Annotated in this window: 21 protein-coding genes; 9 read left to right on the forward strand and 12 right to left on the reverse strand. The window is 69.0% G+C overall.

Features of this window, described 5'->3' with window-relative positions:
• The 7 genes from ACFWPX_RS21630 to ACFWPX_RS21660 form a co-directional block, all read right to left on the reverse strand.
• A partial coding sequence (locus tag ACFWPX_RS21630) for an amino acid adenylation domain-containing protein (RefSeq protein ID WP_378928853.1) occupies positions 1-4,937 on the reverse strand: 4,937 nt, incomplete at its 3' end.
• A gap of 203 nt (positions 4,938-5,140) precedes the next feature.
• Positions 5,141-6,709 carry an apolipoprotein N-acyltransferase gene (gene lnt / locus ACFWPX_RS21635; RefSeq protein WP_378928991.1) on the reverse strand — a complete coding sequence of 523 codons (1,569 nt, stop codon included), beginning with the start codon at positions 6,707-6,709 and terminating at the stop codon, positions 5,141-5,143.
• A 124-nt stretch (positions 6,710-6,833) separates the two neighbouring features.
• A complete protein-coding gene (locus ACFWPX_RS21640) occupies positions 6,834-8,426 on the reverse strand; it encodes an amidohydrolase (protein WP_378928854.1) in 1,593 nt (530 codons plus the stop codon).
• Between the two features lie 71 nt (positions 8,427-8,497).
• Positions 8,498-8,701 carry a hypothetical protein gene (locus tag ACFWPX_RS21645; protein WP_378928855.1) on the reverse strand — a complete coding sequence of 68 codons (204 nt, stop codon included), beginning with the start codon at positions 8,699-8,701 and terminating at the stop codon, positions 8,498-8,500.
• 59 nt (positions 8,702-8,760) lie between these two features.
• Entirely contained in the window at positions 8,761-9,252 is a 492-nt protein-coding gene (locus tag ACFWPX_RS21650; RefSeq protein WP_378928856.1) for an FxsA family protein, read from the reverse strand.
• A 72-nt stretch (positions 9,253-9,324) separates the two neighbouring features.
• Positions 9,325-9,984 carry a response regulator gene (locus tag ACFWPX_RS21655; protein WP_378928857.1) on the reverse strand — a complete coding sequence of 220 codons (660 nt, stop codon included), beginning with the start codon at positions 9,982-9,984 and terminating at the stop codon, positions 9,325-9,327.
• A gap of 64 nt (positions 9,985-10,048) precedes the next feature.
• Positions 10,049-11,224: a sensor histidine kinase gene (locus tag ACFWPX_RS21660; protein ID WP_378928858.1), complete on the reverse strand. Its 1,176-nt coding sequence runs from the start codon at positions 11,222-11,224 to the stop codon at positions 10,049-10,051.
• Positions 11,225-11,280: 56 nt separating this feature from the next.
• On the opposite strand from ACFWPX_RS21660, the gene ACFWPX_RS21665 reads away from it, so the two are divergent.
• Entirely contained in the window at positions 11,281-12,048 is a 768-nt protein-coding gene (locus ACFWPX_RS21665; RefSeq protein ID WP_378919771.1) for a sulfite exporter TauE/SafE family protein, read from the forward strand.
• Here ACFWPX_RS21665 and ACFWPX_RS21670 read toward each other — a convergent pair.
• Positions 12,045-12,695 carry a helix-turn-helix domain-containing protein gene (locus ACFWPX_RS21670; protein ID WP_378928859.1) on the reverse strand — a complete coding sequence of 217 codons (651 nt, stop codon included), beginning with the start codon at positions 12,693-12,695 and terminating at the stop codon, positions 12,045-12,047. The two genes, ACFWPX_RS21665 and ACFWPX_RS21670, sit on opposite strands and share 4 nt — an antisense overlap.
• Before the next feature lie 214 nt (positions 12,696-12,909).
• Between ACFWPX_RS21670 and ACFWPX_RS21675 the strand changes: the two genes are divergently transcribed.
• From ACFWPX_RS21675 to ACFWPX_RS21685, 3 genes are read left to right on the forward strand one after another with little or no spacing between them, the layout of a single operon-like run.
• A complete protein-coding gene (locus ACFWPX_RS21675; RefSeq protein ID WP_378919767.1) occupies positions 12,910-14,439 on the forward strand; it encodes a TldD/PmbA family protein in 1,530 nt (509 codons plus the stop codon).
• A gap of 8 nt (positions 14,440-14,447) precedes the next feature.
• Entirely contained in the window at positions 14,448-15,827 is a 1,380-nt protein-coding gene (locus tag ACFWPX_RS21680) for a metallopeptidase TldD-related protein (protein WP_378928992.1), read from the forward strand.
• A 52-nt stretch (positions 15,828-15,879) separates the two neighbouring features.
• Positions 15,880-16,716 (forward strand): HAD family hydrolase, encoded by an 837-nt coding sequence (locus tag ACFWPX_RS21685; protein WP_378919765.1) that lies wholly within the window; start codon positions 15,880-15,882, stop codon positions 16,714-16,716.
• On the opposite strand, the gene ACFWPX_RS21690 is transcribed toward ACFWPX_RS21685, so the two are convergent.
• The gene (locus tag ACFWPX_RS21690; protein WP_378928860.1) at positions 16,709-17,860 is read right to left on the reverse strand and encodes an erythromycin esterase family protein; all 1,152 of its coding nucleotides are present in this window, start codon (positions 17,858-17,860) and stop codon (positions 16,709-16,711) included. The two genes, ACFWPX_RS21685 and ACFWPX_RS21690, sit on opposite strands and share 8 nt — an antisense overlap.
• Positions 17,861-17,941: 81 nt before the next feature.
• On the opposite strand from ACFWPX_RS21690, the gene ACFWPX_RS21695 reads away from it, so the two are divergent.
• Together ACFWPX_RS21695 and ACFWPX_RS21700 are read left to right on the forward strand one after the other, a co-directional pair.
• The gene (locus tag ACFWPX_RS21695) at positions 17,942-18,649 is read left to right on the forward strand and encodes a TioE family transcriptional regulator (protein WP_378919761.1); all 708 of its coding nucleotides are present in this window, start codon (positions 17,942-17,944) and stop codon (positions 18,647-18,649) included.
• A gap of 12 nt (positions 18,650-18,661) precedes the next feature.
• Complete coding sequence (locus ACFWPX_RS21700; protein ID WP_378919759.1) at positions 18,662-19,072, forward strand: VOC family protein; 411 nt, start codon at positions 18,662-18,664, stop codon at positions 19,070-19,072.
• A 5-nt stretch (positions 19,073-19,077) separates the two neighbouring features.
• Here the strand turns inward: ACFWPX_RS21700 and ACFWPX_RS21705 are convergent, their stop codons facing one another.
• Positions 19,078-20,367, reverse strand: coding sequence for an acetyl-CoA C-acyltransferase (locus tag ACFWPX_RS21705; RefSeq protein ID WP_378928861.1), 1,290 nt, complete (start codon positions 20,365-20,367; stop codon positions 19,078-19,080).
• A 75-nt stretch (positions 20,368-20,442) separates the two neighbouring features.
• Positions 20,443-20,823 carry a PPOX class F420-dependent oxidoreductase gene (locus ACFWPX_RS21710; protein WP_378928862.1) on the reverse strand — a complete coding sequence of 127 codons (381 nt, stop codon included), beginning with the start codon at positions 20,821-20,823 and terminating at the stop codon, positions 20,443-20,445.
• Between the two features lie 147 nt (positions 20,824-20,970).
• Between ACFWPX_RS21710 and ACFWPX_RS21715 the strand changes: the two genes are divergently transcribed.
• Positions 20,971-21,684 carry a glyoxalase gene (locus ACFWPX_RS21715; protein ID WP_378928863.1) on the forward strand — a complete coding sequence of 238 codons (714 nt, stop codon included), beginning with the start codon at positions 20,971-20,973 and terminating at the stop codon, positions 21,682-21,684.
• A gap of 134 nt (positions 21,685-21,818) precedes the next feature.
• Positions 21,819-22,721, forward strand: coding sequence for a hypothetical protein (locus ACFWPX_RS21720; protein ID WP_378928864.1), 903 nt, complete (start codon positions 21,819-21,821; stop codon positions 22,719-22,721).
• A 36-nt stretch (positions 22,722-22,757) separates the two neighbouring features.
• On the opposite strand, the gene ACFWPX_RS21725 is transcribed toward ACFWPX_RS21720, so the two are convergent.
• The gene (locus ACFWPX_RS21725) at positions 22,758-23,327 is read right to left on the reverse strand and encodes a class I SAM-dependent methyltransferase (protein WP_378928865.1); all 570 of its coding nucleotides are present in this window, start codon (positions 23,325-23,327) and stop codon (positions 22,758-22,760) included.
• Between the two features lie 55 nt (positions 23,328-23,382).
• Between ACFWPX_RS21725 and ACFWPX_RS21730 the strand changes: the two genes are divergently transcribed.
• Positions 23,383-24,165 carry an AraC family transcriptional regulator gene (locus tag ACFWPX_RS21730; protein WP_378928867.1) on the forward strand — a complete coding sequence of 261 codons (783 nt, stop codon included), beginning with the start codon at positions 23,383-23,385 and terminating at the stop codon, positions 24,163-24,165.
• Positions 24,166-24,242 lie beyond the last annotated feature (77 nt).

Below are 24,242 nucleotides of genomic sequence, written 5' to 3' on the forward strand. Positions count from 1 at the left end.
CGGTGTGCGGGCCGGGGGCGCCCGTGTGGGGCGCCGGAGTCACCGATCATGTGCGCGAGGCGATCGGCCGGGTAGGCGGGGTCTACGGGCACGTACGCGGCGCCGGTCTTGGCGACCGCCCAGATGGCGATGATCGACTCGAGGCTGCGCGGCAGCGCGACGGCGACCACCGATTCGGGCGCGGCACCGTGCGCGATCAGGCTGCGCGCCAACCGGTTCGAGCGTTCGTCGAGTTCCCGGTAGGTGGTGTCGAAGCCGAGGTAGCGCACCGCCACCGAGTCGGGCAGGTGTTGCGCGGTGTCGCTGAGCAGCCGGGCCAGTGTGCCCGCCGGTTCGGCCGGCGCACCAGCCACCGGAACCAGTCGGGCGATCTCACGGCGCTCCAGCACGTCGAGGTCGCCGATGGCCGTGGTGGGGGTGGCGACGGCGGCGGCCAGCAGCCTGGTGAACCGCCGCGCGATGGCCTCCACCGTGGCGCGATCGAAAACGTCGGTGGCGAAACCGAATTCGGCGTACAGCGGCCCGTTGTCGTGGTTGTCGCGGACCTCGAGCTGCAGGTCGAACTTGGCGACGCCGATCTCGATCGGCACCAGTTCCGCTGTGACACCGGGCAATTCGACGCGCAGCTCCGGCGTGCGGTCGTAGGACAGCATCACTTGGAACAGCGGGTGCCTGGTGGTCGAGCGATCGGGGTTGACCAGTTCCACGAGCCGTTCGAACGGCACGTCGGGGTTGGCGAAGGCATCGAGGTCGGTCTCGCGGACCAGGTCGAGCATGCGGTCGAACCCGGCAGCGAGGTTCACGTCGGTACGCAACACCAGGGTGTTGACGAACATGCCGACCAGCTCGTCCAGCGCCGGATCGGACCGGCCCGCGATGGGCGTACCGATGGTGACGTCGGTGCTCGAGCACAGCCGGGCCAGCAGGGTGGCCAGCGCCGCGTGCAGCACCATGAACATGCTCACCCCGCGACCGGTCGCGAGTTCGGCTGCCGCACGCCGGATTTCGGCGTCGATGACGAATTCGACGGTGTCCCCACCGGTGCCACGCTGCGCAGGCCGCGGTCGATCGAGGGGCAGGTCGAGCTGATCGGGCAGCCCGGCCAGTGCGCGGTGCCAGTGCCCGAGCTGCCGGGCGATGGGCGCTTCGGGGTCGGTTTCCTCGCCGAGCAGTTCCCGCTGCCACATCGCGAAATCGGCGTACTGCACCGGCAGTGGCGTCCACTGGGGTGCGGCACCGCCCGCGCGCGCCGACACCGCGACCATCAGATCCCTGGCCAGCGGCGCGACCGACCAGCCGTCACCGCTGATGTGGTGCAGCACCACGAGCAGCAGGTGATCCTCGGGGCCGACCCGGTACAGCGCGACCCGCAGCGGCGTCTCGCTCCGCAGATCGAAACCGCGCCCGGCCACCTGCGCGGCCAGCGCGGGGATCTCGGCGGCCGACACCTCGACCGGTGAGAGTTCGGGTTCCACCCCGGCCGCCGGATGGATCAGCTGGTACGGGCCGTCGGGGCCTTCGGGGAAACTGGTTCGCAGGCTCTCGTGGCGGTCGAGGATGTCGCGCAGACCCGCGCGCAACGCGTCGAGGTCGAGATGCCCGGTGAGCCGCAAGGCCAGGGGCATGTTGTAGGCCGCGGCGTGCTCGGCGAACCGGTTGAGGATCCACAGCCGCTGCTGAGCCAGCGACAGCGGCACTCGTTCGGGCCTGCGCGCGGGAACCAGTTTCGGCGTGGAGGTTTCGGGCCGATGGGTGCTGATGTAGCCGGCCAGCGCGGCGATGGTGGGCGACTCGAACATTTCCCGGATGGTGAGGTTCGCCTCCAGGGTGGTGTTGATCCGGGCGACCGCGCGTGCGGCGACCAGGGAGTTGCCGCCCAGGTCGAAGAAGCTGTCCTCGACACCGATCGCGGTGCCGTCCAAGGCGAGAACCTCGGTGAAGATCTCCGCGAGTGCGCATTCGAGTTCGGTCTGTGGCGCGGCGGCGCCGGTGGTGACCCGCACACCCACTTCCGGCGCGGGCAGCGCTTTGCGATCGACCTTGCCGTTGGCGCTCAACGGTAGTTCGTCGAGTACGACCAGCGCCGAGGGCACCATGTAGGACGGCAGGCCGCGGCGCAGAGCCGAGAGCAGCAGGGCTGGTTCGGGTGCGTTGGCACCCACCGCGCCGACCACATACGCGACCAGCTCGTCGTCGCCGGTGCGCGCGGTGCGGGCCACGCAGACCGCGCGGGCGATGCCCTGCTGGGCGAGCAGCGCGGATTCGATCTCGCCGAGCTCGATGCGGAGTCCGCGGATCTTGACCTGGAAGTCGGTGCGGCCCAGGTATTCCAGGACACCGCCGTCGATCTGCCAGCGGGCCAGGTCACCGGTGCGGTACATCCGCTGCCCCGGCGTGAAGGGATTGGCGACGAACCGGTCGGCGCTCAGGTCGGGGCGACCCAGGTAGCCGCGAGCCAGCTGCGTGCCCGCCAGGTACAACTCGCCGACGACACCGGGGGGCACCGGTCGTAGATGCGGGTCGAGCACATAGGTCTGGGTGTTCCACACCGGTGAACCGATCGGCACCGTGGTGGCGTCGGCCGGGCACGGCCAGTAGGTGACGTCGACCGCGGCTTCGGTGGGCCCGTAGAGGTTGTGCAGCTCCGGTCCACCGTCGGAACCGTGCAGCGCGGCGTGGAAATCGGCGACGGTGGCACCGGGCAGCGCCTCACCACTGCAGAACACCCGGCGCAGCCCCGCCCCGCCGCGCACCCGCGGGTCGGTGACGAACAGCGACAGCATCGACGGCACGAAATGTGCTGTGGTGATGGCCCTTTCGGTGATGATCCGGGCGAGGTAGGCCGGGTCACGATGCCCTTCGGGCGCGGCGACGACCAGGCGCGCACCGACCTGCAGCGGCCAGAAGAACTCCCACACCGACACATCGAAGGTGGCCGGAGTCTTCTGCAGGACCGCGTCGGTGTGGTCGATGGGGTATTCGGCCTGCATCCAGCGCAACCGGTTCACGATCGCGGCATGCGTCACGCCGACGCCCTTGGGTTTACCGGTGGAGCCGGAGGTGAAGATGACGTAGGCGAGGTGATCGGGCCGCAACGGCGCGGTGCGGTCGGCATCGGTGATCGGCGCGACGTCGTTGCCGCTGACGTCGAGAGTGTCCAGATCGACCCGGACCGTGCCCGCGGGCAGCCGTACCCCGTCGCGGTCCGCGGTGAGCACACACACCGGATGTGCCTGTGCCACTACCGCTTCGATGCGATCGACCGGGTGGTCGGGATCCAGCGGCAGGTAGGCAGCGCCGGTCGCGAGCACGGCGTAGATGCCGACGACCAGATCGATGCTGCGATGCAGGCACACGCCGACGGTGGTCTCCGGGCCCGCGCCACGGGCGATGAGTTCGCGCGCCAGCTGGTTCACCCGGTCGCCGAGTTCGGTGTATCCGAGTGTGCGGTCACCGAATTCGAGGCCGATGGCATGCGGGCTGCGGCGCACCTGGTCGGAGAACAGCGAGACCAGCGTCGCGGCCTGCATCGGCATCTCGGTGGCGTTCCACTCCCGCAGCACCCTGTCGTTCTCGGCGGTGGTGATCGCGGTGAGCGTGTAGGTGGGGGTGGTCGGCTCGGCGGCCAGGAAACGCGCGAGGAAGTCGAGGTAGCGGGAGTGGTGGGCGGCGTTCTCGGACTGGCCGTAGAGCTTCGGGTTGGCCTCGAAGTCGAGCTGGATGCGACCGCCGTCGCCGTTGTAGATGTTGATCGAGAGGTCTTCGACGGGGCCGGTGGCGAGAACGTTCACCTGACCGGCGATATCGTCGAACTTCAGCTCGTCGTGGAACAACATGATGTTGACCATCGGCCCGAAGAAGCCGCGCGCGTCGCGGGAGTAGCCGCAGTCGCGACGGATGTCGTCGGAGCGGTATCGCTGGTGACGCAGGGCGCCGGTGATCTGCAGTTCGGTCTGGCGCACGACGTCGGCGACGGTGGTGTGCTCGTCGAACCGCACCCGCAGCGGCACCACGTTCGACACCACGCCCGCCGAACGGCGCAGCGCGACGGTGGTGCGGGCCGAAACCGGCAGGCTCAGTACGACATCGGGGTCACCGGTGACCGAGCGGACGTAGGCCGCCAGTGCGGCGACAATGAGCGCCGAGTTGGCCGAACCGTGCGTGGCGATCGCGTCGGTGAGCAGGGTGTCGAGGTCGGCGTCGAAAACCGCCGTGGCACGGTGGCGGCCCGCGTCGTGGGTATCACCCGCGGCGGTGACCGACGACAGTGTCATCGGTTCGCCCACGCCGGCGAGCTGTTCGGTCCAGTACTCGCGGTCTGCCCGGAACCGGCTGGACTCGCGATAGCGGGATTCGTCGGCGTAGAGCTCGACGAGCGCGGCGGCCCGGGAGACCGACGGTTCGCGCTGCTCGCCGATCGCCGTGTAGATCTCGGCGGTGCGCGAGAGCGCGTTCATCGCACCGTAACCGTCGATAACGATATGGTGTCCGCGCTCGTACCAGAACCATTCCCGGTCACCGACCCGCAACACCACATTGATGGTGAGTGGTTCGTGCTCCATGTCGCTCGGGGTGCTGGCGTGGGTGTTCATCCAGGCCAGCGCGGCGGCTCGTGGGTCGGATTCGCCGCGCAGGTCGATCCGGCCCCAGCCTGGCCGCCACGTCGGATCGACGCGCTGGTGGGGCACGCCGTCGATCTCGAGTAGGCGGACATGCCCCACCTGGGTTTCCGCACCGAAGCGTTCCACCGCGTACAGCAACCTGCCGACGTCGAGGTCGCCGTGCAGTTCGACGTACTGAGCGATGGTGAGCGGAATGTCGGGCCGGATCCGTTGCGCGTACCACAGTGCTGTCTGACCGGGTGAGAGGGCGAACGGCTGGCCCGGGTCCTCGTCGGTGACGCTCGAGCTGACGTGGTCGGTAGCCAAAGAACTCATCAAGCACTCCGTTTCTGCCTTGTGTCACAACTCCCCGAGCAGCGCCCGGGCACACGAGGGCCCTGGGCGTGGCTTTTCCACGCCCATGATTCGGAGTACTACGGCGGCCGGATGGCTACCAATGTGGATTTATTTCGAGCTCAACGGATTACACCCCTGCAGCAGCAACTTCGTGCCGCTTCCCCCGGGTTGAAACAAACCGCTTATTCAGAATTGTCCGAACTGCGCACAGCCTGAGTCGGATTCGCCCTGTAGCGTCGAAGAAACACCAGTCCGACGCCGATCGCGGTCAGGATAACGGACGCCAGTTCGGGCCATACACCGATTCGCGTAGCGATTGTCATCGTGTCGCGCAACGGTAGCTGGGCCACCAGCGCGGCAGGGACGACCTGCTCGGTATGCTGTCTGAGCACGCCGTCAGCGGTGATGATTCCGCTGACCCCCGTGGTTGCTGCGACGACGAGGGCACGCCCGTGTTCGACCGCGCGCACCCGCGACATGGCGAGTTGCTGATAGGTCATCTCGCTCTCACCGAACGTGGCGTTGTTGGTCGGTACCGTCAGCAATTGGGCGCCCGCGGCGAGAGATTCCCGGAATGCCCGATCGAAAGCGACCTCGTAACAGGTCGCCACGCCGATCGGCACGCCGGCGGCCGTGACCGTTCCGTCACCGTCACCGGGCACGAAATAGCCCGCGCGGTCGGCATAGGAAGAGAACAAACGGAAGAAACCACGCATCGGCAGGTATTCGCCGAACGGCTGGATGATCTTCTTGTCGTGGCGCTCCCCCGGGCCCGCCGCGCCGTTCCACACGATCACCGAGTTGGTGGTCGTGCGGTCACCGTTCACCAGGACTGCGCCGACCAGGATCGGGGCGCCGATGCGCACCGAGGCTTCGGTGATCTCGGCGGCGGCGTCGGCATTGCGCAGTGGATCGATATCGGAGGAGTTCTCGGGCCAGATCACGATGTCGGGCCGCGCGGCCTGACCGCGGGTAACGGCGTCGGCCAGCTCCTCGGTGCGCCGGACGTGGTTGTCCAGCACCGCGCGGCGCTGGGCGTTGAAGTCGAGCCCCAGCCGCGGCACGCTGCCCTGGATGGCGGCGACCGTGATCGTCCGGGTGCCCGCGTCCGGGGCGGGCAGCGTCGGCCGCAGGATCACTCCGGCCAGGGGCATGATAGCCACGGCTACCACGGCGGTGGCAAATCCGGTGCGCACGGCGCGGGTGTTCGGGCGCGGCGCGGGGGTGCGCGCCCAGGCGAGCAGGCGCAGTGCCAACGCGGCGAGACCGGTGCCGGTGAGCGCGACGGCGAAGCCGACCAGCGGCGCACCACCGTAGGCGGCCAGCGGCAGATACCAGCCGTCGGCTTGCCCGAACGCGACACGCCCCCAAGGGAATCCACCGAACGGGAAACTCGACCTGACCCATTCGCTCGTGGTCCACGCCAGCGCGAGCCACACGGGCCAGCCCGGCAGCGCGCTCAGCCACCGGGCGAGCACACCCCACAGTCCGAAGTACACCGCGCACACCGTCGAGAGCGCCAGCCACGGCACCGGGCCCACATAGATCCCCGTCCACGGCAGCAACGGCACGAAGAACGCCAACCCGCCGAGCATCCCGTACCCGAACCCACTGCGCAGCTTGCCCGGCCCGCGCACCGCAACGGTGAGCAGTGCGATGGCGACCGGCGCGAGGAACCAGAACGGGCGGGGCGGGAAGCTCCCGAACAGCAACAACCCACCGGCCGTCGCCGCCAGCATCCGCAGCATCATCGTGTAGTTCTGCCCCTGGTCGGTTTCGGCGACGTCGGACGTCGTAGCGTCGGGATGGGCCGTGGCGGGGTCGATCATGGTGTGCTGCTCCGTGATTCGTTGCCGGCGCGGTGCCGACGGCTGGTCAGGCAGGGTAGATCGTGGTGCCGTTGTGCACGGTGCGCAGGCAGGTCGGCAGGTCGGCACCCGGGTCGAGGCGTGGGAGGCCGGGGACACGGGACCGGGGGTCGGTGGACCACCGTTGCACGGTGTCGGTGGCCGCGGCGACGACGAGCTCGCCCGCGTCCCACACGGCGTAGGAAGCGGGGGCGCCGGGGACCAGCGTGCCCGCCATGCCGTCGCGCACGCCGCCGGCGCGCCAGGCGCCGCGGGTGGCGGCGGCGAAGGCGGCGCGCGGGGACAGTCCGTGGCCGGAGGTGCGGTGGTGGACGGCCGCGCGCACCTGTTCCCACGGGTTCATAGCAGTCACGGGCGCGTCGGAGCCGATGGCGAGGGAGATGCCCGCCGCCGCCATTGCCGAGAACGGGTTGAGGCCGGCGGCGCGCTCGGCGCCGAGGCGGGTCGCGTACATCCCGTCGGGTCCGCCCCAGGCGGCGTCGAAGCCGGGCTGCACGGACGCGATCACGCCGAGCGCGGCGAGTTGCGCGATCGCGGCGGCGTCGGTCATCTCCGCGTGCTCCACCCGGTGCCCGCGTGACGCGATCGCAGGCCCACCGAGTTCGGCTGCGACACGGGCGAATCCGGCGACGACGGTGTCCATCGCGGCGTCGCCGATCGCGTGGAAACCCGCCTGGATCCCGGCCTCGGTGCACGCGCGAAGGTGTGCGGTGACCGCGTCTTCGTCGAGGAAGCTCTTGCCGCAGCCCGCGGCGTCGGCGTAGGGCTCGCGCAGCAGGGCCGTGTGGGAGCCGAGCGAGCCGTCGACGAACAGGTCGCCACCGAGCGCGTGCACACCGAGCTCGTCGATCAGCGCGCGCGCTTCTTCGGCGGTGCGCACGGCCTGACCCCAGTAGGCGCGCACGGCCACGCCGTGTTCGAAAGCGAGCAGTTCGCCGATGTCGTCGCGGCCGGAGATATCGGGCCCCGCGCATTCGTGGACAGCGACGATGCCGTGTGCGGCCGCCGCGTCGAGGGTGGCCTTGCGGGCCGAATCACGCTGGGCGCGAGTGAGTTCGGCGAGTGCGACCGTCCGCACCCGGTGGTGGGCGTCGGCGCGAAGCAGTTCCCCACGCCGATATCCGTCGCCGAGGTCACCCGCGGCGTCGAGCAGCGCCGAGGACGCCACGGCCGAATGCGCGTCGACGCGCGCCAGGTAGACGAGCCTGCCCGAACCGGCGGCCTCGTCGAGTTCGGCGACCGTCGGCGGACGCCGCTCCGGCCAGCCGGTGTCGTCCCAGCCCTCGCCGATGATCACCCCGTCCGGCTGGTTCGCGGCGTGCGCCCGGACCGTCTCGAGCAGGGCGGACAGGGATCCGGCGCCACTGACGTCGAGCCCGGTCAGCTGGAGTCCCAGCGCGGTGACGTGCACGTGCGGATCGACGAACGCGGGCGCCACGAACGCACCGTCGAGGTCGACGATCTCCGCATCGGGATGCATCGCGCGCCCGGGCGCCTCGGAGCCCAGCCACACCACGGTGCCGTCGGTGACGGCCATCGCGGTCGCGTCCGGGGAACTGGAACTGTAGAAACGACCGCCGATCAGCAACTGGGTACTCACGGTGCCCCAGTCTGCCGTATCGACGGATCGTCACCTCGGCAGGGACAGTCTCAGCTCGGCGGCGAGCCGGGTCAGGTCGGCAGCGACAGTGCGGCGCGCACTTCGGCCTCGCCGAACCCGGCGGGACAATGCCCGCCCGCCTCCACGGCGATCATTTCCAACCGCCATGCGGCGGTGGTGAAGTCCGACATCGACTGTCCGGCAGCGGCGCTCGCTCTGCGCACCGCGTCGGCCAGTTCCTCGCTCACCGTGACGGTGATCTGCTCGGTGGCCATGCCGGTACTGTAGACCCTTCGCCGCCCGACGCGGGCAAGTCCGTTGAGACAGTGTCGAATCAGGCGGATCCGAGCGCGCGCGGGCCCGCGGTGTGACCGTCGTCGTACCACTGCCCGACCACGGTGCCGTCGACCACATCACCGTCGGCGTCGACGACCATCCCGCGATACGGCGAGGGCGCGAACGAGGGCAGCGGACCGAAGCGCCGGGTACCGAGCTTCTCCAGTGCCGGTCGCAGCAACGCCCTGGTCGGCGGGAACAGCGCGAGCAGGCCGACGAGTCCGGTGACCAGGCCGGGCACGAACAGCAGCACCGACCCGGTGGCGACGATCACCCCGTCGGCCACCGCGCTCTCGGCGGTCACCTCACCGCGGGAGGCCCGCCGGAATCGGTCGAACACCCGCCTGCCCTGCCGTCCCAGCAGCACCAATCCCACGCCCGACACCGCGAGGAGCACGACCAGCGCCCAGCCGATGCCGATGAGCTGGGCGAGACCGACGAGGGCGGCGATCTCGACGACGAGGTAGAGGACGAACAGCAGGGCGGTCATGGCGATCCTTTCGGACGATCTATCCCCTCAACGCACGAGCGCCCGATTTTTCTCCCGAGCGGGCCGACGAGCTCACCCACCGGGCCGCACGAGCCCGGTTTCGTAGGCCAGCACCACCGCTTGCACGCGGTCGCGCAAGCCGAGTTTGGTGAGCACCCGGCCGACATGTGTTTTCACCGTCGCCTCCGACAGGAACAGCGCCGCGGCGATCTCGGCGTTGGAGCGGCCGACGGCGATCTGTTCGAGCACTTCGCGTTCGCGTGCGGTGAGGACGTCGAGGATCTTCGGGTCGCGCAGGCTCGTCGGGTCCTCGGCGACGAGCCGGTCCAGCAGTCGCTTGGTGACCTTGGGTGACACCACCGCGTCACCGGCGGCGACGCTGCGGATGGCCGAGATGAGGTCCTCGGGCGGGGTGTCCTTGAGCAGGAATCCGCTCGCACCGGCGCGCAGGGCACCGAGAGCGTGTTCGTCGAGGTCGAAGGTGGTCATCACGAGTACACGCACGCCCTCCCCCGCGGCGACGATCCGCGCGGTGGCGGTCACCCCGTCGACGACCGGCATCCGCACATCCATCAGCACCACATCGGGGCGCAGTTCGCTCGCCCGCCGCACGGCCTCGTCACCGTTGCCCGCTTCGCCGATCACCTCGATGTCGGGGTGCGCGCCGAGCACCATTTTCAGGCCCATCCGCATGAGTTCCTGATCGTCCACCACGAGCACGCTGATCGGCATTGCCCCACCCTAACGGGCACAGCCGCGCAGCGTTCCCCGGTCATTTCGACGCCGGAGCGAGGGATCAATCCGTTTCGGTGCGCAGCGGGAGGTCGGCTCGCACCTGCCAGCGGCCGTCGTCGAGCCTGCCCGCGGTCAGGGTGCCGCCGAGCACCGCGACGCGTTCGCGCATCCCGACCAGTCCCATCCCCGCGCCGGGAATCTCGGTGCCAGGGCTCACCTGCGCGGGGACGCCGCCACTGTCGGTGATCTCGACGAGGATGTCCTCGTCGCGCCGGTGCACGCGGACCACGGCCTTCGGCTCCGCCCCCGCGTGGCGCAGGGTGTTGGTGAGCGATTCCTGCACGATGCGGTGCACGCCGAGGCTCACCTCGGGGGCGATGTCGTCGAGTTCACCGGTCAGCTCGAGGTCGACGGCCAGACCCGCCTCGCGCATCATCTGGGCCAGCTTCGCGATACCCGCGCTGCCGTGTTGTGGCAGCAGTTCCGGTGCGTGCTCGGTTCGCAGCAGGGCGACGGTGCGGCGCAGTTCGCGCAGGGCGTCGCGACCGGTACCCGCGATGGTGGCGAGGGCGCGTTCGGCGGTGTCGGGGTCCTGGCGCAGGGCGTATTTGGCACCGTCGGCCTGCACGATGATTACGCTGACCGCGTGCGCGACCACATCGTGGAGTTCGCGGGCGATGCGGGTGCGTTCGGCGGCGACCGCGTCGTGCGCGCGACGTTCCTTGTCGTAGTCGGCGACCGCGAGGCGGGCCGCGACCTCGGAGTCGTAAGCGTGCCGGGCGCCGTTGAACTCGGCCAGTGTCCAGCACAGCGCGTAGATGAGCCCGGCCATCGCCAGATCGCCACCCCGCGGCAGGTCGAGCAGCACGACCGACAGCGCCATGTCGAGCGCGAGAAAGGCGAGGTAGATGAGCCCGTCACGCCGGCCGACGTAGGCGACGAGCGTGTAGAGCATCACCCCGAGCCCGATCAGTGCGACGTGGTCGGCGGTCTGATCATCGATCAGGTAGCCGATCAGGGTGTTCAGCAACGACAGCACCAGCATCGCCGCCGCCACCGCCCGGGGGTACACCCGGCGCAGGACCAGCGGCAACGGCAGGATCACCGAGAAGATCAGATAGACGACCTTGTTGTTTTCGTCGCCCACCCCGAGGGCGTCGAGCAGCAGGAGCAATCCCGCGAGAATCGAGTCGGCGACGATGGGTCGTCCACGTAGCCACAGGCTGAACCGGCGCACGGGGCCAAGCGTAGCTCCGGCTGGCTTTCCGGCCGTGATCTTGATTGCCTGGACATGTGCAACTCGGAGACTGGACGGTCCTGCTGGTGGCCGCCGCGGCGGCGGGCTGGGTCGACGCCGTGGTCGGCGGCGGTGGGCTGATCATTCTGCCGACGTTGTTCCTCGTCGTCCCAGGCATCGCACCGCAGACCGCGCTCGGCACCAACAAGCTCGCGGCGCTGGCCGGTACCGCGACCGCGGTGGCGACCTTCGCGCGCAAGGTGCCGATGCAGTGGAAGGTGCTGCTGCCCGGCGCGGTGATCGCCGCGATCACCGCCGCGTGCGGCGCGGCGGCGGTGTCGCTGATCGACCGTGACCTGTTCATCCCACTGGTGATGGTGGTGCTCGTCGGGGTGGCGGTGTTCGTGACCGTGCGGCCCTCGGTGGGCCTGACGATGGCCACCCATCCGCCGACGCGGCGCAAGGTGATCCTGGTGGTCGGCCTGGCCGCCGGTCTGATCGGTCTCTACGACGGGCTGCTCGGACCAGGGACGGGCACTTTTCTGATCATCACCTTCGCGACGCTGCTCGGCACCGAGTTCGTGCGGGCGGCGGCGATGGCGAAGGTGATCAACTGCGGGTCGAACGTGGGTGCGCTGCTGTTCCTCGGCTCCACCGGCCACATCCTGTGGGGCCTCGGTGCGGGCATGGCGGTGGCGAATGTCGCCGGTGCGCTGATCGGTTCGCGGATGGCACTGGCCAAGGGCGCCGGGTTCGTTCGGATCGTGTTGCTGGTCGTGGTGGTGGTGATGGTGATCCGCTTGGGGTGGCAGCAGTTCGGTTAGCGCACCGGTTCCGGTGGCGCGGAGGCGGCGAGCCAGGGCTGCAGGACGCGCGAGGTGGTCTCGTGGATCTTGCGGTGCAGGCGTTCGCCGTCGTCGATGCCGTGCTGTGGCTGCTGGAACAGCACTGTCAGCGCGCCCGATACCGCGCCGACCACGGCACCGACCAGAGCCGCGGCGCCGACCTCGTCGAGTTCGTGTGGGAACGCGATGTGCAGCTGGTGAGCGATCTCGCGCTGCGCGACCAGTTGCGCGTGCGCGGCGCGGCCGCTCACCGAGGGGACAGTGCGCGAGACCCGGGCCCGCAGCGCGGCCACCCGTGAGCTGACGTCGTCGACGAGGTGTTCGCTCGGGTTGTCGCCCGCGGCGCGCAGGGCCCGCAGCAACACCTCCACCGGTCGCTCACCGGGCCGTCGGGTGGCGATGGCGGCGACCGCCGCGCGCACCCGTTCGTCGCTCTCGGGAAAGAGCAGTTCTTCTTTGCTCGCGAAGTAGTTGAAGAAGGTCCGGGTGCCGACTTCGGCCTCGGCCGCGATGTCGGCGACGGTCGTTTCCTCATACCCTCTGGCCTCGAACAATTCGACGGCGGCCACGAGGATCGCACGTCGGGTTCGTTCCCTTTTTCGATCGCGCAGGGCAGATGGCGGCACGGCGGGCACCCTACGGCATTTCCGGCACCGCTCGCGGGAGGACCGGAAGTCCGCGCGTCACGGCAAGGGCTGCCGGAAGCGGCTTTTCGCGCACGATGACACGCAGCGCCATGGCGAGAGATGCGGGCGAGCAGCGGATGTATCGACCGACATGACGGGCGTCGGATGTGGTTGCGGCGCACATGTGTCGGTGGCACCGGTTAGCGTAGGTCCGGTGAGTACCACGACTTCCAGAGATGTGGACGAGGAATTCCGCGCGCTCGGGCTCGGCACCCTGGCCGAGGCCGCGCTGTCGGCGGCCCGCGCGGCCGGCGCCGAGCATGCCGATCTGCGCGTGCATCGGTTGGTGACGCAGTCGATCCGCTTACGCGACGGTCGCGTCGAAGCGGTCACCGACGCCACCGAGCTGGGGCTGGCGGTGCGCGTGATCGTGGACGGCACCTGGGGTTTCGCCTCGCATGCCGCGCTCACGCCCGAGATCGCCGCCGAGGTCGCGCGCCGCGCGGTGACCGTGGCGAGGGCGTTGCGTTCACTGAATCGGGAGCGAGTCGAGCTGGCCGAAGAGCCACGCTACGACGATGTCTCGTGGGTCTCGGCCTACGACCTCGACCCGTTCACGGTGCCGACGGCCGACAAAGTGGCGCTGCTGCAGGACTATTCGGAGCGCTTGTCCGCGGCCGACGGCGTCGACCATGTCACCGCCTCGGTCCTGCAGGTCAAGGAGCAGACGTTCTACGCCGACACCGCGGGTTCGTCGATCACCCAGCAGCGGGTGCGCCTGCACCCTCAACTGGAGGCTGTCACCGTCGATTCCGCCTCGGGGGTGTTCGAGACGATGCGCACCCTGGCCGCGCCCGCGGGCCGCGGCTGGGAGTACGTCACCGGCGCCGACGCAACGTGGGACTGGACGGGCGAACTCGCGCAGATACCCGGCTGGCTGGCCGAGAAGGTGAAGGCGCCCAGCGTCGTCGCGGGCCCCACCGATCTGGTGATCGACCCGACGAACCTGTGGCTGACGATCCACGAATCCATCGGCCATGCCACCGAATACGACCGCGCGATCGGCTACGAATCCGCGTACGCGGGAACCTCGTTCGCGACTCCCGATCAGCTCGGCACGCTGCGCTATGGCACGCCGATCATGCACGTCACCGGTGACCGCACCCAGGTCAACGGCTTGAGCACGGTCGGCTACGACGACGAGGGCGTGGCGGGCCAGCAATGGGATCTGGTGCGCGACGGCATCCTGGTCGGCTACCAGCTCGACCGCGTGTTCGCCCCGCGTCTGGGCCTCGACCGCTCCAACGGTTGCTCGTATGCCGATTCGCCGCACCACGTTCCGATCCAGCGGATGGCGAACGTGTCGCTGCAGCCCGATCCCGACAATGACACCAGCACCGCCGAGCTGATCTCCCGGGTGCAGGACGGCATCTACATCATGGGCGACAAGTCGTGGTCGATCGACATGCAGCGCTACAACTTCCAGTTCACCGGCCAGCGATTCTTTCGCATTCGCGACGGCGAGCTGGACGGGCAACTGCGCGATGTCGCCTACCAGGCGACGACCACCGATTTCTGGGGGTCGATGGAAGCGGTCGGCGGGCCGAGCACCTGGCAGCTCGGTGGCGCGTTCAACTGCGGTAAGGCACAGCCCGGTCAGGTGGCGGCGGTGAGCCACGGCTGCCCGTCGGTGCTGGTGCGCGGGGTCAACATTCTCAATACCCGGACGGAGGGCGGTCAGTGAACGAGGGTCTGTTCCCGGCGGGCGCGGTGGTCGAGCGTGCGCTGGCGGCGTCGAAAGCCGACGAGGCGATAGTGATCGTCACCGACGCGCACGAGGCGTCGCTGCGGTGGGCAGGCAACTCGATGACCACCAACGGTTCGTCGATTTCGCGGGCGTGGGCGGTGATCTCGGTGTTCCGTGACGGCCCGAACACCGCGCGGGTCGGCTCCATCAGCTCCACCAGCGTCGATCCCACCGAGATCGATGCCGTGGTGCGTGCCAGCGAGGAGGCCGCTCGCACGGCCGCCCCGGCCCGCGACGCGATGCCGTTGCTCGAACCCACCGACGACGACACCGCCACCTGGGATCAGGCGCCCGGCGCCACCGAGATCGCGGTGTTCGCCGGATTGGCGCGGGACCTGTCGACCGGATTCGACGGCACCGACCGCCTCTACGGTTTTGCCCACCACCAGGTGCACACCACCTGGCTTGGCACCTCGACCGGTATCCGCCGCCGCTTCAGCCAGCCCACCGGTTCGGTGGAGGTCAACGGCAAACGCGGCGAGGGCAAGGATCTGGCGAGCGCGTGGGTGGGTGTCGGCACCGCCGATTTCACCGACGTCGACACCCCGGGCCTGCTCGCCGAGCTGTCGCGGCGCCTCGACTGGTCAAAGCGCCGCATCGAGCTGCCCGCGGGCCGCTACGAGACCCTGCTGCCGCCGTCGTCGGTCGCCGATCTGATGATCTATCTGGCGTGGAGCATGGAGGGCCGTGGCGCGCACGAAGGCCACACCGCGTTCTCCCGCGCCGGTGGCACACGACTAGGTGAGCGGCTCAGCGACATTCCGCTGACCCTGTACTCCGACCCGAATGCGAGCGGTCTCGAATACCGGCCGTTCGTGGCGACTCCGTCGTCGTCGGAGTCGCTGTCGGTGTTCGACAACGGCCTGTCCGCCCGGCGTGTCGACTGGATCGGCGACGGCATCATCGAATCGCTGGTCTACCCGCGCGCGACTGCTGCCGAATTCTCCGCCCCCGCAACGGTTCCCGGCGAGAACCTGCTGCTCACCGGTGGCGGCGACGCGTCGCTGGACGATATGATCGCCCGCACCGAGCGCGGCCTGCTCCTCACGTGCCTGTGGTACATCCGCGAGGTCGACCCCGCCACCCTGCTCCTCACCGGTCTCACCCGCGACGGGGTCTACCTCGTCGAGGACGGCCAGGTGACCGGCGCGGTCAACAATTTCCGTTTCAACGAGAGTCCGCTCGACCTGCTGCGCCGGGTATCGGAAGCGGGCGCCACCGAGATCACCCTCCCCCGGGAATGGAAGGACTGGTTCACCCGAACCGCGATGCCCCCGCTGCGCATCCCCGACTTCCACATGTCCTCGGTGAGCCAAGCGACCTAGCTGACGGTCATCCAGCCCTGGCCGTCGTCGCGGCGCGTGAAAGCATGAACGGGTGACTCGAATCCGGATGTTCGCCACCGACCTCGACGGCACACTGCTGCGTTCGGATCGCACCGTCTCGCCGCGCACCGCCGCGGCCATGGCCGCGGCGCAAGCGGCGGGCATCGAGGTGGTGTGGGCGACGGCGCGGGCCCGCCATTCGGTGCACGAGCTGGCGCAGTCGTGCGGTTTCCGCGGTAAAGCGGTGTGCGCCAACGGTGCGGTGCTGCTCGATCTGGCCGACGGCACACCGGAGATCATCGACACCGTCTCGATCGACACCGGCGCGGCGGGCGCGGTGATGGCGCAGATCCGGGACCGGATTCCCGGTGTCGTCTTCGCCAATGTCGGCGCCACCAGGTTCGTCGCCGAGCCCGCCTATGCCGCCCTGTGCAAGTTCGCCGATCATCACCGGCACCCGCACGAAATGGAGTTGTCGGAGACCTTGCCGACGGGCCTCGAGGCGATGGTGAAGATCGTGGCCCGTCATCCCGAGCTGCCCGGCGCGCAGCTGTACCGGACGGCGGTGGCGGCCGGGATCACCGGCGTGGAGCTGACCCACTCCGGTGCCGCGTATATGGAGATGGCCGCCGAAGGGGTGTCGAAGGCCAGCGCCCTTGCCCGATTGTGCGCGCTCGACGGCATCGACCTGTCGGAGGTGGCGGCCGCGGGCGACGCGCTCAACGATGTCGCCATGCTGACGTGGGCGGGGACCGCGCTGGTTCCGGCCAACGCGGTACCCGAGGTCATCGCACTCGCCGACCGGGTGCTCCCGACCAACGACGAGGACGGCGTCGCCTCCTATCTGGAGGAATTGGCGAGTTCGTCACCGTGCGATCGGACTACCTGACAGCCGCCGGTGCCCGACCCACGCCGAGATGCAGGATCGTGTCCGCCGCGCCGACGGTCTCCGCGTCCAAGGGGAAGTATCCCTGTTCCTGGGTGATGTCGGTGCGAGTGTGGCCGTGGCCGAGTTCCGCGGCCGGGATCAAACCCCAGGTGCTGATGCGGTTCTGGAGGGTGTTCTCGTAGGTACCCGGCTCGGGTTCGCCGAGTGCGAGGCCGTCACTGCGCCCCAGACTGCCCAGGATCACGAGGTACCGCTCCCCCAGGAGCGACCCGACGATCGCCCCCGCACCGGACCAGGTGAGTTCCATCGGTCCCATCCGCATGATGCTCGAGTTCCGGCGCAGGTGCAGGTTGTGCGAGTACACCAGGGTCGGCCCACGGCGTGCTTCGCCGGCGCGGATATCGAGAATGTTCTGGGCCATGAGCGCGTCGCGGGTGGCGGCCAGGCTGTTCCATCGCACCGTGTCCTCGCCGGGCTGCGCGGCCTGCCGGTGATAGCGGAGCAGACCCAGTCCAGCGGTGAGATGTACTGCCGCCCTGTGCCATTCGGCCTGTGATGTGGACGCGATCCGTTCCGGTGCGCGCGTGTAGAGCAGGGTGAGCAGATCGTCGGCGATGACACGCAACCGCTCGGCTTCGACGGTGGCACCGACCGAGGCGGCCGCGTCCATCACCGCTTCGGTGCGGCTCCACTGCTCGTCGTCGCCGACCAGGTCGGTGAGGTCGAGGTCGAGTTCCAGGTAGTCGCGGGCGAATTCCAGATAGGGCCGGGGACTGGGTGCGCTCATGGTCTCCATCGCGGCGTCGAAGCCGTAGAACCCGACCTGCTCCGCGGATGGCTTGCCGGTGTTGTAGCTGCGCAGCCAGGCGACAAGGTCCCTGTTGCCCGCGAGCTCACCGAATTCGTGCGAGAAGCCGGTCCGCATCACCTGGTCGAGAGTGCCCTGCCCATCGCGAACGAACTCGTCCACCGCGAGCGCCGCGACCCGGTCCGTTTCGAGAGCGATCGACCTGAACCCACTCTCCACCAATTGAGCGACAAGATCATTGCGGACCGCGGCGAAGCCGGGTTCTTTGTGCGTCGGCTCGCCGAGCGCGAGCAGTTCACAGGACTGCGGTACGAAGTCGCTAATTTTCTGACTCATGTGTATCAATCGTATCGTTGAAAGAACGGTTGAGACTTGAGCAGCGTCTAGCTACTGCCTATCCGGTAAAGTCTCAAATCGGTGAGAACCCTACGACCATCCGACCTGGCCCGCGAGCACGGCCTCTCGACCCAGGCTGTCCGCAATTACGAGCAGGACGGTTGCCTTCCACCGGCCGAGCGCACGCCCACCGGCTACCGGATCTACACCGACCTGCACGCGAGCGCGCTGCGCACCTACCTCACCTTGATCCCCGCCTACGGTCACGCGAACGCGGGCCACATCATGCGCGCGCTGCACGATGACGACCTCGACAAGGCCCTCACGATCATCGACAAAAGTCACGGTCAGCTACTTCGGGACCGCGAAACGCTTACCTCGGTCCGTCGCGCCGTCGACCATCTCGCTGCCGAATCCGATTCTCGCGCAACTATTTCCGACGAAACGAGAACGATCGGCGAACTCGCCCACCAGCTCCGGGTCACCCCCGCCACCCTCCGAGCATGGGAAACGGCCGGGATCCTCACCCCCGCCCGCGACCCGGCCACCGGCTACCGCCGGTACGGCCGCACCGACCTCCGCGACGCCGAACTGGCCCACCTGCTACGCCGCGGCCACTACCGCCTCGACCACATCGCCGGCGTCATCGACCAGATTCGTGCCGCGGGCAGCACCGAAGCCTTGGCGTCCGCCCTCGACAGCTGGCAAGCCACACTCACCACCCAGGGCATCTCCATGCTCGACGCCGCTGCCGCGCTGAGCCGATATTCCGCCGCTCTGCGCCGCTAGTCTGGAGTGACCATGCCTGATCTCCTCGGAATCAATCACCTGACGCTCGCGACCACCGACCTCGATCGGCTCATCCGGTACTACACCGAATTATTGGGCGCGACACTGGCTTTCGAGCGAGCGGCTACCCCGACCGATCCGCGGATCGCCGTTGTCGACGTCGGCGGCGCCGACCACCTGATGCTCGTCGAGACCGTGACCGCGCCGACGACCGATCGCGATCCGCTCGGCCGCGCGGGATGGGGTTTGCGCCTGGGCACGCTGGAGCAGCTGCACGAGGTACGCGCTCGCCTCTCGGCCGTGGACTTGCCGGTCGGTCCCATCGAAACCCTGCCGACGCAGTGGACGATGACCGCCCACGACCCTGATGGCCGCCCGGTGGACATCCGGGCGCATCGTCCCCGCCGCGATGCGCCCGCCTGACCTCCTCAGACCCGTTCGAGCACGGCCGACGCGCCGATCCCGCCTGCCGCGCAAATCCCCAGCAGCGCAGTCTCTTTCCCGGTGCGAGCCAGCTCTTCGGCCATGGTGGTGACCATCCGGGCACCGGTGGCGCCGAAGGGATGGCCCAGCGAGATCGAGCCACCGTGCACGTTGAGCTTGTCGATGTCCACGGTGCCGACCGGCTCGTCACGGTCGAGGCGTGCTTTGGCCCATTCGGCGCTCTCCAACATGCGCAGCACCGAAAGGGTCTGTGCGGCAAAGGCTTCGTGGATGTCGACGAGGTCGATGTCGGCCAGGGTCATGCCCGCCTTGTCGAGGGCGCGCGGCATGGAGATCGCGGGGCCGATGAGTACCTGATCGGCGGGATCGACGCTGACGAAACTCCACGAGCGGAAGGCGGCCTGCGGGGCGAACCCGAGGGCGCGTGCCTTCTCCTCGCTCATCAGCAGGACCGCCGACGCGCCGTCGGTGAGCGGGCTGGCATTGCCCGCGGTGACCGTGCCGTTCTTCTCGAACACCGGTTTCAGAGTGGCGAGTTTCTCGATGCTCGTGTTCGCGCGGACCAGTCCGTCGGTCGCGATCAGCGTGCCCGACGGCGTGGTGACCGGCACGACCTCGTCGTCGAATCGCCCCGAGGCGATCGCAGCCGCGGCCCGCTGGTGCGAGCGGGCGGCGAAAGCGTCCTGATCGGCGCGGGAGATCCCGTTGATGCGGGCCATCTTCTCCGCGGACTCGCCCATCACCTCGCCGGTGGTGCGCTCGGAGATCTTGGGCTGGCGCGGCAGGATGTCGGTGAACGGGGCGAGCTGCCGGACCACATCGAGGTAGTCCATCGGCTTGGGCTTGCCCAGCGCCACCGGTGCGACCGCGTGCACGACCTTCTGCGGCAGCTTGATTTCGGCATTACTGGTGGAATCGCTACCGCCGGCGATCATGATGTCGTACTCGCCGCGTTCGATCGCCGCGGCTGCCGAGGTCACCGCCTGCAAACCCGACGCGCACGCGCGGGTGACCGTGTACCCCTCGCAACCGAAGTCCAGGTTCAGGTCGAGGGCGATCTCCCGCGCGATATTCGGCGCATGACTCGGCAGGACCACCCCGCCCCAGACAATGGACTGGATCTCGCCGGGCGCGATCTGCGTCCGCTCGATCAGCCCGCGGACGGCCGCACCGGCCAGGGCGATGCTGTCGAGGCGGGTGAAGTCGGTGAACGCGCGCACGAACGGGGTCCGTGCTCCCGCGACGACGACGGCTCGGTTGCGTTTGTCGGCCATGTGAGTCCCTCCGGAAGTACTGCCGAAGCCCACAGTATCCGATACCGGCGGTTCTATATACCGGATCGGCGCAACTCAGGCGGGCGTGATCTCGATGCCGATCGTGCCCGCCTTGCCCCGGCGCAGGTTGCTGCCGAGGATCACGAGCGGGCCGGTCAGCCAGTATTTCCGGCGTAGCGCCGACCGGAGCTCGTCGGTCTCGGCCGCGTCGAGCAGCCGTGCGGTGCCGGTCACGACGGCACCGTGCGTATCCCCTCGCACACTGCACGGTTGCACCGTCACCTCGGGGTTGCGCCGGACACGCTTGACCTTCCAGCTGTCGGTCACCGTCCAGACAAGCAGTTTGCCCTCACGGGCCACCGCCCAGACGGGCGTTCCCACGGGAGTGCCGTCCTTGCGGAAAGTGGTGAGTAGTACGTAGTTCGCGGTCGCGAGTTCGCCGAGACGGTTAGTCATGCCCACAGCTTATGGGTCGCGGACGCGAGGCGGTCCTCAGCCGCACATGGCTTCAGCGAAGGCGCGGGTGGTCGAAATGGCATGGGCGCTTTCGCGAAACTCTTCGTAGCCTCGGAAGCGAATCGACTCTCTGGCGAAAGGCCGACGATGACCGATACCGCGGTACCCCTGCTGTGGAGCGGTGACCTGCCGAGCACCCTCGAGTTGTACCGGGCGCTCGGCTACACCGTGACCCATGAGCAAACCCGCCCCTACGTGTACGGCGCGATCGAGCAACACGGCTGCGCCCTGCATTTCGCACCCGCTCCGCCGGGCATCGAGCTGCCGGTGGAGCATGCCGGCGCGCTGGTGATGGTCGATGACGTGGCCGCACGCCATGCCGAGTACACCGCCGCGTTGCGCGCCCACTACGGCAAGATCCCGAGCAAGGGCCGTCCGCGAATCACCCGGTTCCGGCCCGGCCAATCCCGGTTCTCCCTGGTCGATCCGGTCGGCAACACCATCCTGGTGATCCAGCGCGACGAGCCCATGGAACTCGAGTACGGCGGCTCCCGCGAGCTGGAAGGCCTGACCCGGGTGCTCGACAATGCCCGCATCCTGCGTGATTTCAAGAACGACGACCGCGCGGCGACCCGCGCCCTGGAAGCCGGCTTGCACCGCTTCGGGGCCACCGCGACCGCGCTCGACCGGGCCCGCGCCTACACCGCCCTCGCCGAACTCGCCGTCGTCGCCGAGGACTCCGACCGGCTCGCGCACTGGAAATCCGAACTCGACACCGTCGAACTGACCGCCGAGGAGCGCGCGGCGATCGCTGCGGATGCCTCCGATCTGGTCACCGCCTTGTTCACCTCGACCGACTGAACCCGGCCATGGGCCCGGTGGGCCAGTAGGCTTCGACCATGCGCGGTCGATCGAATGAACTCACCACCCGTCGGCGGCGGACCCGTTGTCTCGCAACAGCAATCACGGTTGCCGCCGCCCTCGGGATCGGCCCGGTGGGTACGGCACAGGCCGGCGCGCCGTCGTGCGCCGACGGCTGGCACGCCGACGTGCTGGCGGCCGATCTGGGCGGCTTGGAAAATCTCGAAGACGACGGCCGCGGCGGCTTCTACGTCAGCGGCATCATTCGCGGCGAGATCCTGCACGTCGCCGGCGACGGCGAGGTGACCACCGTTCGCACCGGCCTCGACAACCCCGCCGGGCTGCGGCTGATCGGCGCGGACCTCTACTTCATCACCGGCGACGGCACCACACCGAACGGCGGCGGCACCCTGAGCCGACTCGACACCGGCACCGGCGACGTCACCGTCTTGCTCCCGAACCTGGTGCAGCCCAACGGATTACTTCTGCTCCCCGACGGTGATTTGCTCATCTCCCAGCTCTCCGTCCCGTGGCCCCCGGTCGGCATCAGCCGCTACCGCCCCGCCACCGGCGAATTCACCCTCGCCTGGTCTCCCGTCCCGCGCCCCAACGGACTCGCGCTCGCCCCCGACCACCGGTCGGTCATCACCGAGGACGTCCTCACCTCCCAACTTCTGCGAGTCCCGCTCGACGCCCCTGACCGCCCCACCCCCATCGCGACCGTGAACGACGGCCTGCTCCCCGGACTCGACGACCTCGACGTCACCGCCGCCGGTCTCGTCTTCGTCACCGGCGACTACTCCGGCAGCGTGTACCAGGTCGACCCGGCAACGGGCGCCTGGTGCACCCTCGCCACCGGCTGGACCACCCCCCGAGGACCGCTTCCCACCCCGCCTCCCATCGGCCCCACCTCGGCGCGCCTGGCCCCCGACCCCACCACCGGAGCCTGGTCCCTCTACGTCACCAGCATCGACGGCACCCTCCGCCGCCTGCGCCCACCGCCCGCCCTGGACCTCACCCCGTCCTTCCTCCGCTGAACACTCGAACGGACCCACACCGCCGGTGATCGGGGGTCAGCGGGGCCGCTCGGCCCGAAACCGGACCATTCCACGGCCGGTTTCGACGTCGATGCCCGTGAAACCCGCGACGGTCAGTCGGTCAGCGAGGGTGTCCGCGGGGACCGGCACACACGTGTCACCCACGTGCTGGAGCCGAAACAGCGGATTGTCGAGGCCGTCCGAGCCGGCGAAGACACCGCCGGGCCGCAATACCCGCAGCGCTTCGGCGAACAGGTCATCCTGCCGCGCGGGCGACGGCACGTGGTGCAGCATCGTGAAGCAGACGACCGAGTCGAACTCCTTGTCCGGCAACGGCATCGCGGTCGCGTCACCGTCCACCACCCGCAGCCTTCCGGCGAATCGGGTGCGCAGACGCGCGGCCAGTACCGGGTCGATTTCCAGACCGGTGAGGGAGCCCGTCCGATCCCGCAGGGGCGCCACATTCGCGCCGAAACCAGGGCCGATCTCCAATGCGGACGCGCCGAGGTCGATGTCGCGCATCACCCACGGCACGATCTTCGTCGCGGTCACCCATTCCCACGCAGCGGACCGGCACAGCAGCCGGTGCCAACAATTCATCGCCATACCCACGACGTTAGGAGCCGGTGGCTGTGGCCGACAGTCACTACGCTGACAGACCATGTCGCAGAACAGACAGGACTTTGTTCTGGCCGCGGACACGGGTCCGACGGCAATGGTGTTCGGCGCGGGAATCCTCCCGGCCGGGTACTGGTTCGATGAGCACCGCCATCCACAGCATCAGATCGCCTGGGCGGGACGGGGAGTCATCGGGATCGACATCGGGGCCAACCACTGGGTGCTCCCGCCGACCAGGGCCTTGTGGATCCCCGGCGGTATCGCCCATCGCACCGGAACGACGGCGGGCGCCGATATGCGCGGGATCTTCGTCGAACCCGACCGGTGCCCGGCACTGTTCGCCACGCCCACCCTGCTGAGCGTCTCCGCGCTCCTGCGAGAACTCTTCGACCACATGACATCCCGACAGTTGTCCGACGAGGGACGAACACGCGCCGAAGCGATGGTGTTCGATCTACTCGAGCCGGTCGAAGTCATCCCGATCGGCGCACCGCTGCCGACCGACCAACGAGCTCGCGTCGTCGCGCAGGCCCTGCTCGACGATCCGGCCGACGACCGCACCCTCGCCGAATGGGGCACGCACGCCGCGGCAAGCTCCCGCACCCTGGCCCGCGCATTCCGGGCCGAGACCGGGATGACCTTCGCGCAGTGGCGGACCCAGATCCGCCTGGCGGCCTCGCTGACACCTCTGGCCGACGGCATCCCGGTGACCCGCATCGCCGCCAGGGTCGGCTACCGCAGTGCCAGTGCCTACGTGGCGGCGTTCCGACGGGCGGTGGGCACCTCGCCGGGACAGTACTTCGCCCGCCGGCCACCTGCCCTGTAAGAAGCGTGAGCAGCGATCGGTCGGATTCTGTGCACGGTGAGGCGAGAGGTGGCGCATCGTCGATCTCCGTGGTGGAC

The sequence above is a fragment of the Nocardia sp. NPDC058518 genome (genome assembly GCF_042719655.1).
Lineage (GTDB): Bacteria > Actinomycetota > Actinomycetes > Mycobacteriales > Mycobacteriaceae > Nocardia.

What these genes read in the sequence shown, in the direction of transcription:
- lnt (WP_378928991.1), bottom strand. Translation starts at nt 6,709, where the DNA reads ATGATGCTGCGGATGCTGGCGGCGACGGCCGGTGGGTTGTTGCTGTTC.
- ACFWPX_RS21645 (WP_378928855.1), bottom strand. Translation starts at nt 8,701, where the DNA reads ATGGCCACCGAGCAGATCACCGTCACGGTGAGCGAGGAACTGGCCGAC.
- ACFWPX_RS21650 (WP_378928856.1), bottom strand. Translation starts at nt 9,252, where the DNA reads ATGACCGCCCTGCTGTTCGTCCTCTACCTCGTCGTCGAGATCGCCGCC.
- ACFWPX_RS21655 (WP_378928857.1), bottom strand. Translation starts at nt 9,984, where the DNA reads ATGCCGATCAGCGTGCTCGTGGTGGACGATCAGGAACTCATGCGGATG.
- ACFWPX_RS21690 (WP_378928860.1), bottom strand. Translation starts at nt 17,860, where the DNA reads ATGAGTCAGAAAATTAGCGACTTCGTACCGCAGTCCTGTGAACTGCTC.
- ACFWPX_RS21700 (WP_378919759.1), top strand. Translation starts at nt 18,662, where the DNA reads ATGCCTGATCTCCTCGGAATCAATCACCTGACGCTCGCGACCACCGAC.
- ACFWPX_RS21705 (WP_378928861.1), bottom strand. Translation starts at nt 20,367, where the DNA reads ATGGCCGACAAACGCAACCGAGCCGTCGTCGTCGCGGGAGCACGGACC.
- ACFWPX_RS21710 (WP_378928862.1), bottom strand. Translation starts at nt 20,823, where the DNA reads ATGACTAACCGTCTCGGCGAACTCGCGACCGCGAACTACGTACTACTC.
- ACFWPX_RS21715 (WP_378928863.1), top strand. Translation starts at nt 20,971, where the DNA reads ATGACCGATACCGCGGTACCCCTGCTGTGGAGCGGTGACCTGCCGAGC.
- ACFWPX_RS21725 (WP_378928865.1), bottom strand. Translation starts at nt 23,327, where the DNA reads ATGGCGATGAATTGTTGGCACCGGCTGCTGTGCCGGTCCGCTGCGTGG.
- ACFWPX_RS21730 (WP_378928867.1), top strand. Translation starts at nt 23,383, where the DNA reads ATGTCGCAGAACAGACAGGACTTTGTTCTGGCCGCGGACACGGGTCCG.